The sequence below is a fragment of the Bradyrhizobium jicamae genome (assembly GCF_018130215.1).
GTDB classification, from domain to species: Bacteria; Pseudomonadota; Alphaproteobacteria; order Rhizobiales; family Xanthobacteraceae; genus Bradyrhizobium; species Bradyrhizobium jicamae_A.
On sequence record NZ_JAFCKQ010000002.1, the window covers coordinates 46,957 to 61,135 of the forward strand.

At 66.0% G+C, this 14,179-nt stretch carries 15 protein-coding genes; 12 read left to right on the forward strand and 3 right to left on the reverse strand.

Annotation, left to right across the window (positions count from 1 at the left end; translation table 11 throughout):
- The first annotated feature begins 322 nt into the window (after positions 1–322).
- From JQ586_RS03270 to JQ586_RS03295, 6 genes are all read left to right on the forward strand, one after another.
- Positions 323–994 (forward strand): CDGSH iron-sulfur domain-containing protein, encoded by a 672-nt coding sequence (locus tag JQ586_RS03270; RefSeq protein WP_212393061.1) that lies wholly within the window; start codon positions 323–325, stop codon positions 992–994.
- Between the two features lie 145 nt (positions 995–1,139).
- A complete protein-coding gene (locus tag JQ586_RS03275) occupies positions 1,140–2,375 on the forward strand; it encodes a YXWGXW repeat-containing protein (RefSeq protein ID WP_212393062.1) in 1,236 nt (411 codons plus the stop codon).
- A 91-nt stretch (positions 2,376–2,466) separates the two neighbouring features.
- Entirely contained in the window at positions 2,467–2,649 is a 183-nt protein-coding gene (locus JQ586_RS03280; RefSeq protein WP_212393063.1) for a hypothetical protein, read from the forward strand.
- Between the two features lie 134 nt (positions 2,650–2,783).
- On the forward strand, positions 2,784–3,686 hold the full coding sequence (locus JQ586_RS03285; protein WP_212393064.1) for a DnaJ C-terminal domain-containing protein: 903 nt from the start codon (positions 2,784–2,786) through the stop codon (positions 3,684–3,686).
- A gap of 2 nt (positions 3,687–3,688) precedes the next feature.
- Positions 3,689–3,964 carry a chaperone modulator CbpM gene (locus JQ586_RS03290; RefSeq protein WP_212393564.1) on the forward strand — a complete coding sequence of 92 codons (276 nt, stop codon included), beginning with the start codon at positions 3,689–3,691 and terminating at the stop codon, positions 3,962–3,964.
- A gap of 32 nt (positions 3,965–3,996) precedes the next feature.
- The gene (locus JQ586_RS03295; RefSeq protein ID WP_212393065.1) at positions 3,997–4,221 is read left to right on the forward strand and encodes a hypothetical protein; all 225 of its coding nucleotides are present in this window, start codon (positions 3,997–3,999) and stop codon (positions 4,219–4,221) included.
- A 5-nt stretch (positions 4,222–4,226) separates the two neighbouring features.
- Here the strand turns inward: JQ586_RS03295 and JQ586_RS03300 are convergent, their stop codons facing one another.
- From JQ586_RS03300 to JQ586_RS03310, 3 genes are read right to left on the reverse strand one after another with little or no spacing between them, the layout of a single operon-like run.
- Positions 4,227–5,255 (reverse strand): class II aldolase/adducin family protein, encoded by a 1,029-nt coding sequence (locus JQ586_RS03300; protein WP_212393066.1) that lies wholly within the window; start codon positions 5,253–5,255, stop codon positions 4,227–4,229.
- A gap of 10 nt (positions 5,256–5,265) precedes the next feature.
- Positions 5,266–6,132, reverse strand: a complete 867-nt coding sequence (locus tag JQ586_RS03305; RefSeq protein ID WP_212393067.1) for a TIGR01459 family HAD-type hydrolase — start codon at positions 6,130–6,132, stop codon at positions 5,266–5,268.
- Positions 6,129–7,409 (reverse strand): FGGY-family carbohydrate kinase, encoded by a 1,281-nt coding sequence (locus tag JQ586_RS03310; protein WP_212393068.1) that lies wholly within the window; start codon positions 7,407–7,409, stop codon positions 6,129–6,131. Before JQ586_RS03310 ends, JQ586_RS03305 begins: the two co-directional genes overlap by 4 nt.
- A 145-nt stretch (positions 7,410–7,554) precedes the next feature.
- On the opposite strand from JQ586_RS03310, the gene JQ586_RS03315 reads away from it, so the two are divergent.
- The 6 genes from JQ586_RS03315 (at position 7,555) to JQ586_RS03340 (ending at position 14,177) form a co-directional block, all read left to right on the forward strand.
- A complete protein-coding gene (locus JQ586_RS03315; protein WP_212393069.1) occupies positions 7,555–8,571 on the forward strand; it encodes a sugar-binding transcriptional regulator in 1,017 nt (338 codons plus the stop codon).
- A gap of 26 nt (positions 8,572–8,597) precedes the next feature.
- The gene (locus JQ586_RS03320) at positions 8,598–10,037 is read left to right on the forward strand and encodes an extracellular solute-binding protein (RefSeq protein WP_212393070.1); all 1,440 of its coding nucleotides are present in this window, start codon (positions 8,598–8,600) and stop codon (positions 10,035–10,037) included.
- A gap of 114 nt (positions 10,038–10,151) precedes the next feature.
- Positions 10,152–11,081, forward strand: a complete 930-nt coding sequence (locus tag JQ586_RS03325; RefSeq protein ID WP_212393565.1) for a carbohydrate ABC transporter permease — start codon at positions 10,152–10,154, stop codon at positions 11,079–11,081.
- 16 nt (positions 11,082–11,097) lie between these two features.
- Positions 11,098–11,955, forward strand: a complete 858-nt coding sequence (locus tag JQ586_RS03330) for a carbohydrate ABC transporter permease (RefSeq protein WP_212393071.1) — start codon at positions 11,098–11,100, stop codon at positions 11,953–11,955.
- Between the two features lie 4 nt (positions 11,956–11,959).
- Positions 11,960–13,060: an ABC transporter ATP-binding protein gene (locus tag JQ586_RS03335; protein WP_212393072.1), complete on the forward strand. Its 1,101-nt coding sequence runs from the start codon at positions 11,960–11,962 to the stop codon at positions 13,058–13,060.
- A 13-nt stretch (positions 13,061–13,073) separates the two neighbouring features.
- The gene (locus JQ586_RS03340) at positions 13,074–14,177 is read left to right on the forward strand and encodes an ABC transporter ATP-binding protein (protein WP_409410953.1); all 1,104 of its coding nucleotides are present in this window, start codon (positions 13,074–13,076) and stop codon (positions 14,175–14,177) included.
- Positions 14,178–14,179: the final 2 nt, after the last annotated feature.

The following is a 14,179-nucleotide window of genomic DNA, read 5'->3' on the forward strand; positions in this document are numbered from 1 at the left end:
AAACGAGCTGCCACGCGCATCTCCCCTGCCGACAGATGGCGGAACGATGACCGTCATTTGGCATTCGTTGCGGCCTGACCTCGTTGCTGCTCATCGTGTGGTCCTTTCCGGGGATAGTCAACGTCCGGAGCCGTCTGCCGGTTCGCAGTCGGCGCGGGCACATCGATCGCGCTGGCGACAGCGCGCAATTGGAGAGCGGTGCTGTCCTTTCATGACGGCGACGGCGGCATGAGACCTCGCGCGGGAACTAAAACGGACGATGCGCGTCAATTGTCGGCGGGAGACCATGGAAGGGGAAGCTGTGAAACAATCAGACGGCAAAATGAGTGTGACCGTCACGCAGAACGGTCCGTATATGGTCGCGGGCGGCGTGAGGCTGTCGGAGCAGGTGATCGCGACCGGCGCCGATGGATCTTCCGAGGCCTGGATCGAACGCGACTTGCCGCCGGCCGGGCCGCGATATGCGCTCTGCCGCTGCGGCCATTCCAACAAGAAACCGTTCTGCGACGGCACCCACACCAGGATCGGCTTTGACGGGACCGAGGTTGCGGACCGTGCGCCGTTCCTCGGCCAGGCCAAGACGTTTGACGGGCCGTCGCTGGCGCTGCTCGATGTCGAGGGCCTGTGTGCGTTTGCGCGGTTTTGCGATCCGAACGGTCAGGTCTGGAGTCAAGTCGCCGACAGCGACGATCCAGGCACACGCGCGACGTTCATTCGGCAGGTACAGAATTGCCCGTCGGGACGTCTCGTGGTGTGGGACAAGCAGCGAGGCGCCGCGCTCGAACCCGAGCTCGCACCATCAATCGGCCTGATCGAGGACCCGGCCGAGTCGTGTAGCGGGCCGATCTGGCTGCGCGGCAGCATCGCGTTGATTGCTGCAGATGGCGCCGAGTACGAGGTGCGCAATCGGGTGACGCTGTGCCGATGCGGCGAATCCAAGAACAAGCCGTTCTGCGACGGCGCCCATGCCGCGATCAAGTTTCATGCGAAATGAGCGGTGACGCGAAAAGGTCTCCACGTCAGCTCCGTGTAAGGTCCAGGCAGTAGCGATGATGCGCGCCGGTTCAGCGCCGGTGTGCGGAACTTTTGTTCCTGTTCTCTCGTTCAAGGTGTTCACCAAGAAAGAGGCTCCCTTCAAAATGAAACTTCATTCGCCCTCGTCCGTGTCGCGCGCAGTGATAGCTGCGGCGCTCCTTTGCACCACCTGTTTGACGGCCGTGCCGGCGATCGCGCAGGAAGCAGCTTGCGCGCCGGTCACCGCCGTCGAAACCGCACCGCCACCACTGCCGGTCTATGACCAGCCGCCCGTACCCGGACCCGGCTATATCTGGTCACCAGGCGTATGGTCCTGGGACGAGGATCGCGGCGATTACTATTGGGTCCCAGGCACCTGGGTTGAGCCGCCGCGCGTCGGGCTGTTGTGGACCCCGGGCTATTGGGGCTGGTTTGCCGGCGGCTACATTTTCCATCCCGGTTATTGGGGCGATCGCGTCGGTTTCTACGGCGGCATCAATTACGGCTTCGGCTACACCGGCCTCGGCTACGAGGGCGGACGCTGGGATCATGGCAACTTCTTCTACAATCGCAGCGTGAACAATCTGCAGGGGGCAAGGATCACGAACGTCTACGAGAAGAACGTCACCGTCAATCAGACCATCAACAACGTCAGCTTCAATGGCGGCAAGGGCGGCACCGAGGCACGGCCGACCGCTGAAGATCGCACCATCGCCAAGGAGCAGCGCTTCGCGCCGACGTCGTTGCAGCGCAAGCAAGTCGAAACTGCGAGCCAGGACCCGAGCCTGTTCAAGCGCACCAACAATGGCGTGCCGGCAGTCGGTGCCACGGCGCGCCCCGGCGAGCTGAAGGGGCCGGGTGTGGTCGCCGCGCGGCCGGCCGGCGAACCTTTGCCGGCGAATGGCGCACGGCCGGCCGCGGAGGAGCCGCGGCGACCGGGCGCTGAGCCCGCGCCCGCAGGGGCGTCGCATGCGCTTCCGGTCCCCGGAAAGGACCTCCCGGCGCGCGCGCCTGCCCAGGAAAACAGGCCTGCCGTTGAGGAAAAGCGCGCGGTGCCCGGTGCCGAAACGCGGATCGAGCCAACAAGGCCGGCGACGGAGCCCGCGCGGCCTGCCGTCCGGGAGAACCGGCCCGCCGTCGAGGAGAAGCGGCCCGAACAGATGGCGCGACCGGAGCCTGCCGCGAGGCCCGAGCCTGCCGCTAGGCCCGAAGCGCGACCGGAGCCTATGGCCCGCCCTGAGGCGCGACCAGAGCAGATGGCGCGGCCCCAGGCGCCTGCGCCGCGAGTTCAGCCGGCTCCGCAGCGTCCGCCTGCTGCCGCGGGGCACCCGGCCGAGGAACGTCGGCCCGAGCAGCATTAGCATCGTGTTCGCGCTCCGCCGACCAAGTCTGGCGGAGCGCGATGTCTTCTCTGAACAGTACGTTCGTGAGATCATCGACGGGAGGTCACTCATGGCACAGGGGCACGGCGGCGACGGGCAACTCGACGACCGCAAGCCGCGCTTGAGCGAAGACGACATGACGCGAGCTCTGCTCGGTCCGAGGGGCGTTCCAGGCAAGCCGGACACTGCCAAAATGACGCCGCAGCAGGAAAAGAACATGCCGAAATATCTCGACCCCGGGCATACGTCCTAGCGCGTCCCGCACGCAGGTCAGTCGCGCGGATCACCGGGTCGCTTGACCGCGAGGCCGGCGGCAACGGTATTGCAAATCGTCCTGTTTTCAGCCCTCATGATTTCGATTGAACCAACGGTCTTGCGGAGTAGCCGGTGAGAAATCCGTACGAGGTTCTCGGCGTTGCTTCGACGGCTTCGTCGGCCGACATCCAGAAGGCATACCGAAAGCTGGCGAAGAAGCTGCATCCGGATCTCAATCCCGGCGACAAGGCAGCCGAAGAAAAATTCAAGGAAGTCGCCGGTGCATACGATCTGCTCGGCGATGCCGAGAAGCGCAAGCGCTTCGATGCCGGCGAGATCGATGCGAGCGGTGCCGAGCGGCCGCAACATCACTACTATCGGGACTTTGCCCACTCGGACGGGGGGCATCCCTATGCGAGCAGCTCCGGATACGCGGATTTCGTGGACTCGGATGAGGCGCTTGCGGAGCTGCTGAGGCGGAGCGAGCAGGCGCGTGCGAACCGGCGCGGGCGCGATCTGCACTACAGCCTGGTGATCGACTTCGCCGAGTCGATCACCGGTGCGAACAAGCGCCTGACACTGCCCGATGGAGGCACGCTCGACGTGACGATTCCGCCGGGTCTTGTCGAAGGGCAAGTCATCCGGTTGCGCGGCAAGGGCGCGCCGGGCAGCGGGAAGGGCGGTCCCGGCGACGCATTGATCGAGGTGGAGGTCCGCCCCGACCCGCGTTTTGCGCGCGATGGCGACGACATCTCGCTGGAATTGCCGATCTCGTTGCCCGAAGCCGTGCTCGGCGGCAAGGTTCGCGTTCCGACGCCGACCGGCGACGTCACCATGACGGTCCCGAAAGGATCGAATACCGGCACGACCATGCGGCTGCGAGGCAAGGGCGCGCCCCGACCCGGCGGCGGTCACGGCGATGAATTCGTCAAGCTGAAGGTGGTCCTGCCCAAGGCGCCGGATCCCGAGCTTGAGGAGTTCGTCTCCAGGTGGGACCGGAAAGCCTTCAATCCGCGCGAGGATGGCGCATCATGATCATGAACAAGAAGCAGTTCCTGAGCAGTGCCGATATCGAAGTGCATACCCTGGAATTCTGGATCGAGCAGCAGTGGCTGATCCCGGACCAGACCACCGCAGAAATGAGCTTCTCCGACACCGACGTCGCGCGGGCCCATCTGATCCGGGATCTGAAAGGCGATCTCGGCGTCAACGACGAGGGTGTCGACGTCATCCTCCATCTCGTCGATCAGCTTCACGGCCTGCGCCGGGCGTTCGAGCAATTGCACGAGGATCTCCGGCGACCCGCGGGCTAAAGCGTTTTCAAGCGAAGATCCGGGAGGCGATCATGATCGGCAAGGCGACACAGCTTGCTCATGGCGAGATCGATGCTTTGATTCTGCAGGCCCTGGTGCGGAAGCTCGTCGCGAAGGGTGTGCTCACGGCGGACGAAGTCAGGGCGCTGCTCTTCGAAGCCGCAAAGAATCTGGATCTCGTCGGCAGCGAGCTGACGCCGGAAACCGCAGACATCATCGTGCAGGAAGACCTGGCACCGGCGTTCCTGGGGAGCTGAGGTCGTCAGCGGTTGGCCGTGAGCTGCTGCCGGTAGTGCTCGGCATCCCAGTTCAGCAACGCCTGCTCGTTGGCCGCCGACAGATACGTAATGTTGGCGGTGAGCGGCAGGCGGCCGGTGACCAAAGCGAGGCAGCTAAGCATCGCCTCCGCGCCGGCGCTGACATCCTTTCGGATCAAGGTGCCTGTCCCCGGAATGAGATAGGCGACCGGTGGCGGCAAGCCGACGGCCGCGACACGTGCGCTCTCGGCGGCGAGGCTTGCGTCCGCCGCCAGCACCGGCATCGCCGGCCCGAGGAAAACCACGTGATCCGGATAGAGCGAGCCGCGTGTCGCGATCGAGAGGCTGTGCGGATCGGTGGCGCTGCCATGGCTGAGCGGATCACCGGGAAGACGATAGTCGGTGTCTGCGCACATGCGTAAAAGCGCATCGTGGTCCGCGGCCGCGGCATTGCGCGGCGGGAGCGCCAGACGCGTCTCGACGTCCGCGACCAGCGCCTCGGCCTCCGCCGACGTGGCGGCGCCTACCACGAGGCCGTGATTGCCGAGAACCAGGACGTCGATGCGGCCTTGCGCGATTGTTTCCTGCACCGCCTGCGCGAGCGGCAGACCTGGATGATGATAGCCCAGGCGGCGCCAAGACAGGCCCTGCAATCGTTCGGCGAACTCCTCGCCGGCATCGGTCCGGGCCGCCCATGCGATGGTGTTGACCGAGTGAACATGCAGCACTACGGGGTGCGGCATCAGGGCATGCAGTGCGGTCTCGATCGAGGCGCGGAGCGTGGTCTGCGCGCCGGGGGCGAGCGGCGCGCGCTCGTCGCCCGCGGCCAGCGCCGCACGCGCCGCGGATAGCGCGACCGGCACGAAAATGTCCTTGTCCTCGGCGTCTGAAAGCCAGGTGCCTGACGCTTTCACCCACAGCACGTCGCCGTCCTTGAGCGATGAATTGCCGCCGGCACCTTGCACCAGCAGGATATTCCGGCCGACACGCGCCGACATGCGGCGAAGTTCGTTCAGGACTTGGGGCTCTCGCATCGTGGATTTCTCACCAGGCCAGATGTTGCATCGTCCAGTGCGGCATTCGCGCCGCGCCGGCGACATTCCGGATCACGTGCGACGGGTCGCTCGATCGCTCCAGGATCTCGCGATGGGCGCCCGAGCCGATCAGCAGGGTCAGCATGCCGGCGGCGCGACCGCCCGCGATGTCGTGATCGAGCGAATCGCCGATCACCAGGATGCGCTCGGGGCGTGGATGCTCCAGGCGTTCGAGCGCGGCCGCGAACATCGGCGCGTGCGGCTTGCCGACGAACGTCACCCTGCCGCCGAGCCGCTGATAGAACGCGGCCAGCGCGCCCGGCGCCGGGACCAGCCCGTTGACGCCGAACATCACGAGATCGGGATTGGCGCACAGCATCAGCAGCTTGCGTCGCGCGGCTGTCGTCAAGCGGTCGCGCCATTGCTCGGGATCGGCGGCGCTGTCGTCGAGTCCCGCCAGCAGGACGAAATCGGCATCGCCAACATCATCGACGACGGAAAGGTCGAGCCCGTCGACGATCGAGCGATCACCGTCACGCGAGATCAGGAAGCAGCGGTTGCCAAGGCCCGCAAATGGGCCGTGCTCGCGCGCCTTGAGGCCGCGCCAGGTGACTTCGCCCGACGACAGCACGCCGTCATAGGCATCCGACGGCAGGCCGAGCGCGGTGAGGCGCCGCTGATTGCTGTTCGCGCGCTTGCCGGAGTTGGAGAGGATCAGGATACGCTTGCCGGCCTCGTGGAGCTTCACCACGCATTCATGGGCGTCGGGAAACACCGCCAGGCCCTCGTGCAGCGTGCCCCACTGGTCGAGCAGCACGTGGTCGAAATGGTCGGCAATGACACGCAAGCCGGTGATTGCGGTCGCACCGGCATTCATGGCGGGCCGCCATTCATTGCCAGCAGCGCGGCGCCATAACTCGCTTCGGTCTGCTCGGCGATCGAGACGGGAACGCCGAGCACGCGGTGGCGGATTTTGGTCCACGCATCGTTCCTCGCCCCGCCGCCGATCCCGATGACGCGCCGCAGGCCCGGCGCACCGAGCCGCGCCAGCTGGCGATAGGCGAGCGCTTCCACCGAGGCGATGCCTTCGAGCAGACCCTGAAAGAACCGGCAGTCCTCCGCCGGGCGTGGTGTGATCCGCGCCGCGAGCGCAGGATCGGCAATCGGAAAGCGTTCGCCGGGTTTTGGCAGGGGATAGTAGTCGAGACCGGTCGGCTCGTCGGGTTTCACCTGCGGCGTCAGCCGCTCCATCTCGTCGGCGGTGAAATGCATCAGCAGCGCCGCACCGCCGGAATTGGACGCGCCGCCGGCGAGCCAGCGTTCGCCGAGCCGGTGCGAATAGACGCCCTGACTGGCCGCGAAGATCGGCTGCGTCGCCAGTTGCTTCACCACCAGCGTGGTGCCGAGCGAGGTGACGGCATCACCCGGCTGGTCGGCACGCGTCGCGACGAAGGCGGCGACGCCGTCGGTGGTGCCGGCCGCGACCTGCGCGGACGGCGGCAGGCCCAGCGTGCGCGCGATCCCAGGATCGATATCGGCGATCGGCGTTCCCGGCACCAGCACCTGCGGCAGCAGATCGTACCGCACGCCAAGCTGCTCGAGCCACGACGGCCAGTCGCGCGCGACCGGATCGTAGCCCAGCTTCAGCGCATTGTTCTCATCGCTGAAGCCATGGCAGCCCGTGAGCCGTCCGGCAATCCAGTCGGCCTGGTGGACGGCGTGGCGCGCATCGCCGACATAGCCGTGGTCAAGCAGGAACAGCAGCTTGGCGAGCGCGCTGCTCGCGCCGTGCGCGCCGCTTTCCGCCGGCGCGGTCGCGGCAACGCGCGCGGCCTCATGCCTGGCGCGGGCATCGTTGTACATCAGCCCTGGCGAGCAGGGGCGGCCACTCGCATCGATCAGCAGCAACGTTCCGGACGTGCCGTCGACGGCGACGCGCGCGATCTCGCGAAGGTCGACCGTCTCGCCAAGCTTGCGGACCGCCGCGACGGTGGCCATCCACCAAAGCTCCGGCGTCTGATCCACCGCGTCGCCGTCGACGCGCGGCGCGGGCAGCGCGGCTGACGCGAAGCCGCGGATGCCGGCCTCTGCATCGATCGCGCAGGCACGGACTCCGCCGGTACCGACATCAATGCCGAGGAACAAACCTCCCATGCGACCTCACCGTGATTGCGGTGCCCGCGCGCCGACGCATCTCGATGTCGGTTGCGCTGCAGCACGTTTGGGGGATTGACGCCCCGTTCGACCTCTGCAATTTTTTGCAAGCGGTGAAGAAATTTGCAAGAGGACTTTTCGGGAAATGGCTCCCCCGTCCGCCAGGCTGCCGGTGATCGATGGCGAAGCTTCGCTCGCAACACGAGCGGCGTGGCTATATTTCGCGGCAGGGTTGACCCAGTCAGAGGTCGCCGACCGCCTCAACATCCAGAGCACCAAGGCGCACCGGCTGATCGCGCGGGCCAGCCGCGAGGGCATGATCCGCGTCTTCGTCGAAGGCCCGGTTGCCGAATGCGTCGCGCTCGAGAACGATCTGGCTCAGCGCTTTGGTCTCGCGTTCTGCCGCGTCGCGCCCGATCTCGGCGAGGCCGAGTTGCCGCTGAAGGCGCTGGCGCTGGAAGGCGCGAGCTTCCTCCGCCAGATCCTCGAACGCGGCGACGACAAGGTGATCGGCGTCGGCCACGGCCGCACGCTCGCCGCTGTTGTCGAGCAGATGCCGCAGACCCCGGCGCGCGACGTGCAATTCGTCTCGCTGCTCGGCGGTCTCACGCGGAAATTCGCCGCCAACCCCTTCGACGTGATCCATCGCCTCGCCGAGCGCACCGGTGCGGATGCCTACCTGCTGCCGGTGCCGGTGTTCGCGAATTCGGTCGCCGACCGCGCGGTGCTGATGCAGCAATACGGCATCGCCGACGTGTTTGCGCTGGCGCGGAGGGCCTCGCTGTTGTTCGTCGGCATCGGCCAGGTCAGCCGCGACGGGTTCCTGGTGTCGAGCGGCATGATCAAGCCCGACGAAGTCGCCGAACTGAAGCGCGTCGGCGCCTGTGCCGACCTGCTCGGCCATTTCTTCAGTGCCGACGGAACGGTGCTGGACACCGATCTCTCGGCGCGCGCGACTTCGATGAGCGTCGCGGATCTCAGGCAGCACCGCATCGTCGCGATCGCCGGCGGTCCGGCCAAGGTGACGGCGTTGCGCGGTGTGCTGCGCAGCGGCGTGCTGCATGGCCTGATCATCGACGAAGTGACCGCGAAAGCGCTCGCCACCGACAAGCCGGGGACAACATCCGGCAAGACGAGAAGCAAGGCCCGGAAGGAAACGTAACAAGCGTCCACAAGGAGAGGAAATACATGTTCGACCGCGAGAAGAATCTGTTCGACTCCTACGCCGCCAAACGCATCAGCCGTCGCGATCTTCTCGACGGCGCCGCCAAGCTCGGCATCGCCGGCGTCGCCGCCAATGCGGCGTTCGCCTCGTCGATGTCGCGGGCGATGGCCGCGGATTTCAACTGGAAGGCCCAGAGCGGCAAGAGCGTCAAGCTGCTGCTCAACAAGCATCCCTATGTCGACGCGATGATCGGCGACATCGAGGCGTTCAAGACCTTGACCGGCATGAACGTCACCTATGACATTTTCCCGGAAGACGTCTATTTCGACAAGGTGACGGCGGCGCTGTCCTCGAAGTCGGACCAGTACGACGCCTTCATGACCGGCGCCTACATGACCTGGACCTATGGCCCGGCCGGCTGGATCGAGGACCTCAACACCTACATCAAGGATCCGGCGAAGACCAACCCGGCCTTCGCCTGGGACGACGTGCTGCCGGGCCTGCGCGCCTCGACCGCATGGGACGGGGTCGCCGGCTCCGAACTCGGTTCGGGCAAGGCCAAGCAATGGTGCATTCCCTGGGGCTACGAGCTCAACAACATCACCTATAACCGCAACATCTTCGACAAGGTCGGCGTCAAGCCGCCGAAGAACCTCGACGAGATGCTCGAGGTCGCGGCCAAGATCACCAAGGACGCCGGCGGTCCCTATGGCATCGGCGTGCGCGGCTCGCGCTCCTGGGCGACCATCCATCCCGGCTTCCTCTCGGCCTATTCGAACTTCGGCCAGAAGGATTTCGTGATGGAGGGCGGCAAGCTGAAGGCCGCGATGAACACCAAGGCCTCGAAGGACTTCCACGAGAAGTGGGTCAAGATGATCCAGACCTCCGGACCGAAGAACTGGTCGACCTACACCTGGTACCAGGTCGGCACCGATCTCGGCGCCGGCGCCTCCGGCATGATCTTCGATGCCGACATCCTCGGCTACTTCATGAATGGCGGCGACAACAAGGAGAAGGGGCATCTCGGCTACGCGCCGTTCGCCGCCAATCCGGCCGCCAAGGCGCCGACCCCGAACGTCTGGATCTGGTCGCTCGCGATGTCGAGCTTCTCCAAGCAGAAGGACGCGGCCTGGCTGTTCATGCAATGGGCGGCCTCGACCGAGCACGACCTGTTCGGCGCCCGCAAGATGGACTTCGTCAACCCGGTGCGCGCGTCGGTCTGGAAGGACAGCGAGTTCCGCGACCGGATCGCGAAATCCTATCCCGGCTATCTCGAGCAGCATGACGTCTCGGCGCCCGGCGCCAAGATCTACTTCACGGCGCAGCCTCTGTTCTTCGACCTGACGACCGAATGGGCCGCCTCGTTGCAGAAGATGGTGGCGAAGGAAGTCAGCGTCGACGAAGGGCTCGACAAGCTCGCCGACAGCATCAACCGCCAGCTTAAGCAGGCCGGTCTCGGCTAATCCGACGGCGTGGTGCTGATTCCTCCGCACCACGCCAAACCGCCGACTCGGGACCCCGGCCGGTTCCGGGTCGGCGGCGTTGCCAGCCGAAAGCGATCCCTTATCATCATGAGCATGGTCCAACTCCTCCAGACGAAAGCGCCGACGGCGCCGGCCAAGCCCAGGCCGCGTGTCCGCCTCCTGCCTTATCTGCTGAGCCTGCCCGCGCTGCTGATCTGCATCGCGATCCTGGTTCCGTTCGTGACCGCGGCAGTCTATTCGCTGCAACGCTACCGCCTGAACCTGCCGTATCTGCGCGGCTTCATCGGCGCCGGCAACTATATCGACTTCCTGTCCGATCCGGCGTTCTGGAATACGCTTCGCATCTCGATCACCTACACCGTGCTGACCGTGGTGCTCGAACTGCTGCTCGGGCTGGCGATCGCGCTGCTGCTGCGCCGTCCGACCCGCTTCCACAACGCGGTGTCGATCATGCTGCTGCTGCCGCTGATGACGGCCCCCGCAATCGCGGCGCTGATGTGGAAGCTGATGACCAATCCGAGCTTCGGCATCCTGTCCTATTTCGTCAGCCTGCTCGGCGTCAGCGATTTCAAATGGGCGTCCGACCCGTCGACCGCGCTGTTCACGGTCGTGCTGGTCGATGTCTGGGTCTACACGCCCTTCATCATGATCCTGCTGCTGGCGGGCCTGCGCTCGCTGCCGCGCCAGCCGTTCGAGGCGGCTGCGCTCGACGGCGTGCCGGCGAGCTTCGTGTTCTTCCGCATCACCCTGCCGATGCTGGCGCCCTACATCATCACCGCGTCGCTGTTCCGCCTGCTCGATTCGATCCAGCAGTTCGACATCATCTACGCGATGACGCAGGGCGGGCCGGGCGACCGGCTGATGGTGTTCCAGGTGCAGGCCTATCTGGAATTCTTCCAGTACACCAATGTCGGCCGGTCGGCCGCGCTGTTGATGATCCTCTGGCTCATCACCAACATCCTGTCGAACATCTTCATCAAGAACTGGCTCCGCTTGCGCGAACGTGCGCACGGCCACGCGTGACGCCGGGAGGATCGTGATGGAACATTCCAGCCTTGCCGGCCGCATCTTCAGGGGCGTGGCGCTCACGCTGATCCTGATCTTCTTCATGTTCCCGATCGTCTGGATCTTCCTGATGTCGTTCCAGACCAATGAGCAGATCCTGCGAATTCCGCCGCGCATCCTGTTCGAGCCGACGCTGGCGAATTACACGGCGCTGATCTCCGGCCAGTTGCACACCGCGGCCGGCAATCTCGAGATCTCCTTCATGCGCAACCTCTTCAACAGCGTCGTGCTGTCGAGTGCGGCGGTGATGCTGGCGCTGGTGCTCGGCGTGCCGGCGGCCTATGCCTTCGCCCGTTTCAAGTTCAGGCTCGGCGAAACCATCGCATTCACGCTGCTGTCGTTCCGCTTCGCGCCGCCGCTGCTGGTGCTGCTGCCGCTGTCGCTCTATTATCAGGAGCTCGGCCTCAACGACACCTACTTCGGCATCGTCTGGGTCTATCAGCTGATCGCATTGCCGTTGATCCTGTGGATCGTGCGCGGTTACTTCGAGGACATCAGCCCCGACATCGAGCATGCCTACCGGCTGGCCGGGCATTCCTGGCGCGAGGCATTCACCCGCATCGCAGTGCCGCTGGCAGGCCCGGGCATCGCCGCGGCAGGGCTGTTGTCCTTCATCTTCTGCTGGAACAATTTCGTCTTCGCCCTGATCCTGGCGTCGGCCGACAAGCAGCCGGTGACGGTCGGCGCGCTCGCCTTCGTCACCGCCTCGGGCATCCAGTATGGTCAGATCGCGGCCGCAATCGTGCTGTCGGTGACGCCGACGCTGTTGCTGGCGCTCTATGCCCAGCGCTACCTGGTCGAGGGTCTGTCGCTCGGTGCGGTGAAAGGCTGATCCGATGGCGCGTCTCGACATCAATTCGGTCAGCAAGTCGTTCGGCGCGGCGCGGCCGGCCGACGCCCTGTCGCTGACGGTCGAGCCCGGCGAGATCGTCGCCGTGTTCGGGCCTTCGGGCAGCGGCAAGACGGTGCTGCTGCGCATGATCGCCGGCATGTTCGAGCCCGATGACGGGGACATCCAGGTTGGCGGCCGCTCGATCGTCGGAGCCGCACCGGAGCGGCGCGGCATCGGCATGGCGTTCCAGAATTTTGCGCTGTTCCCGCACATGTCCGCCCGCGACAATATCGCAAGCGGCCTGCGGGCGAAGGCCGCCGGCGACGTCGCGACCCGGGTCGCGGCCATCAGCAAGCTGCTCAAGATCGAGCACGTGCTCGGCCACACGCCACGCGAACTCTCGAACGGACAGAAGCAGCGTACCGCGCTGGCGCGTGCACTGATCGGAAACCCCGAGGTGCTGTTGCTGGATGATCCCCTGCGCAATGTCGACGCCAAGCTGCGTTACGAGATGCGGCTCGAGCTGCCGAGCCTGCTGCGCCGCGGCACGGCCGCCGTGCTCTATGTGACGCAGGATTACCGCGAGGCGATGGCGATCGCCGACCGCATCGCCGTGCTGATCGGCGGCCGCCTCGTGCAGGTCGCAACGCCGGACGAGATCTATGCCCAGCCGGCCTCCGTCGCGGTGGCGCGGCTGTTCGGCGATCCCACGATCAACCTCGCCGAGGTCGTGCCCTTCGCGGAGCACGGCGCGCTGTGTGCCAGGGTGTCCGGCGCGATGGTCGGCCTCGGTTCGGCTGACGTCGATGCGCTGGAGCGGGAGTGCTGGCTCGGGGTGCGGCCGGAGGATCTGGTGGTGTCGTCGTCGCCGGGCGAGGGCGCCATCCCGGCGAAGATTCTCGCGATCACGCCGATGCACGAGAAGGCGGTGCTGCTGCTGCGCCTGGCGGACGGGACGGAATGGCTGGCGGCGTTGCCGCCGGAGGCGCCGCGCGGGGCCGCCGACGATGCCGTGTTCATTGGCTTCGCGGCCGATGCCGCGATGCTGTTCGATCGCGCGACCGGCCAGAAGATCGGCCTGTCGCATCGCCGGCAGGCGGCATAGGGAGCGGATGGCCATGGACATGCTCGAGCTCAAGGGCATCGACAAAGTCTACCGCAGCCGCGGCAAGGAGCCGGTCCAGGCCGTGCGTGCGCTCGACATGGTGGTCGAGAAAGGCGAAATTGTCGCGCTATTGGGATCGTCGGGCTGTGGCAAGACCTCGACGTTGCGCATGATCGCGGGTTTCGAGGATGTCTCGGCCGGATCGATCGCGCTGCGCGGGCGGCCGATCCACGAGCTGCCGCCGGCGCGCCGCAAGGTGGCAATGGCGTTCGAAGGCTATTCGCTCTATCCGCCGCTCACCGTGCGCGAGAACATCGCCTTCGCGCTGAAGTCCGCCCAATTGTCGCGGGCCGAGGTGGATCGGCGGGTCAATGAGATCGCCCGCCTGATCGAGATCGACGACATCCTCGACCGCTACCCGCGTGCGATTTCGGGCGGGCAGCAGCAGCGCGTCTCGCTGGCGCGGGCGCTGGTGCGCGATGCGGATCTCTATCTGCTCGACGAACCGATGGGGCAGCTCGAACCGCAGCTCCGCGCGGTGCTGCGCGGACGGATCAAGAGCCTGCTCGCCGAGCGCGGCATGACGGCGATCTTCGTCACCCACGACCAGACCGAGGCGAGCGCGCTTGCCGACCGGATCGCTGTCATGGAGGGCGGCGTGCTGCAGCAATTCGCCAGCGAGAAGGAGTTGAAGAGCCGGCCCGCCAATTTGTTCGTCGCGAGCTTCATCGGCGAGCCGCCGATGAATCTGCTCGACGCCGACGTGAGCCGTTCGGATGGCGGTTTGCGCCTGTCGGCCGGATCGGGCATGAGCTTCGATATCGCAGACAATGGACTCGAGGCTGCGCTCGACAAGGCTCGCCAGGTCAGGATCGGCATCCGGCCGCAGAAGATCGCGGTCGGAACCGGGACCGTCAGGGTCAAGGTCGTCTCCAACCAATGGCTCGGTGATCAGTCGCATGTCGCCGGCGATTGCGACGGCCGGATGCTGATCGCGGTGACGCAGGGCCGGGTCGCCGCGCGGCCCGGCGACATCGTCCCGTTCGCGCTGGAGCCGCGTCACTTTCATATCTTTGCGACCGACGGCTCCTGCATTCGCCACGCGGAGGCGTCCTGACC

Coding starts and splice junctions, on each gene's coding strand:
- JQ586_RS03270 (WP_212393061.1), top strand. CDS start 323: ATGAGTGTGACCGTCACGCAGAACGGTCCGTATATGGTCGCGGGCGGC.
- JQ586_RS03275 (WP_212393062.1), top strand. CDS start 1,140: ATGAAACTTCATTCGCCCTCGTCCGTGTCGCGCGCAGTGATAGCTGCG.
- JQ586_RS03280 (WP_212393063.1), top strand. CDS start 2,467: ATGGCACAGGGGCACGGCGGCGACGGGCAACTCGACGACCGCAAGCCG.
- JQ586_RS03290 (WP_212393564.1), top strand. CDS start 3,689: ATGAACAAGAAGCAGTTCCTGAGCAGTGCCGATATCGAAGTGCATACC.
- JQ586_RS03295 (WP_212393065.1), top strand. CDS start 3,997: ATGATCGGCAAGGCGACACAGCTTGCTCATGGCGAGATCGATGCTTTG.
- JQ586_RS03300 (WP_212393066.1), bottom strand. CDS start 5,255: ATGCGAGAGCCCCAAGTCCTGAACGAACTTCGCCGCATGTCGGCGCGT.
- JQ586_RS03305 (WP_212393067.1), bottom strand. CDS start 6,132: ATGAATGCCGGTGCGACCGCAATCACCGGCTTGCGTGTCATTGCCGAC.
- JQ586_RS03310 (WP_212393068.1), bottom strand. CDS start 7,409: ATGGGAGGTTTGTTCCTCGGCATTGATGTCGGTACCGGCGGAGTCCGT.
- JQ586_RS03315 (WP_212393069.1), top strand. CDS start 7,555: ATGGCTCCCCCGTCCGCCAGGCTGCCGGTGATCGATGGCGAAGCTTCG.
- JQ586_RS03320 (WP_212393070.1), top strand. CDS start 8,598: ATGTTCGACCGCGAGAAGAATCTGTTCGACTCCTACGCCGCCAAACGC.
- JQ586_RS03325 (WP_212393565.1), top strand. CDS start 10,152: ATGGTCCAACTCCTCCAGACGAAAGCGCCGACGGCGCCGGCCAAGCCC.
- JQ586_RS03330 (WP_212393071.1), top strand. CDS start 11,098: ATGGAACATTCCAGCCTTGCCGGCCGCATCTTCAGGGGCGTGGCGCTC.
- JQ586_RS03335 (WP_212393072.1), top strand. CDS start 11,960: ATGGCGCGTCTCGACATCAATTCGGTCAGCAAGTCGTTCGGCGCGGCG.
- JQ586_RS03340 (WP_409410953.1), top strand. CDS start 13,074: ATGGACATGCTCGAGCTCAAGGGCATCGACAAAGTCTACCGCAGCCGC.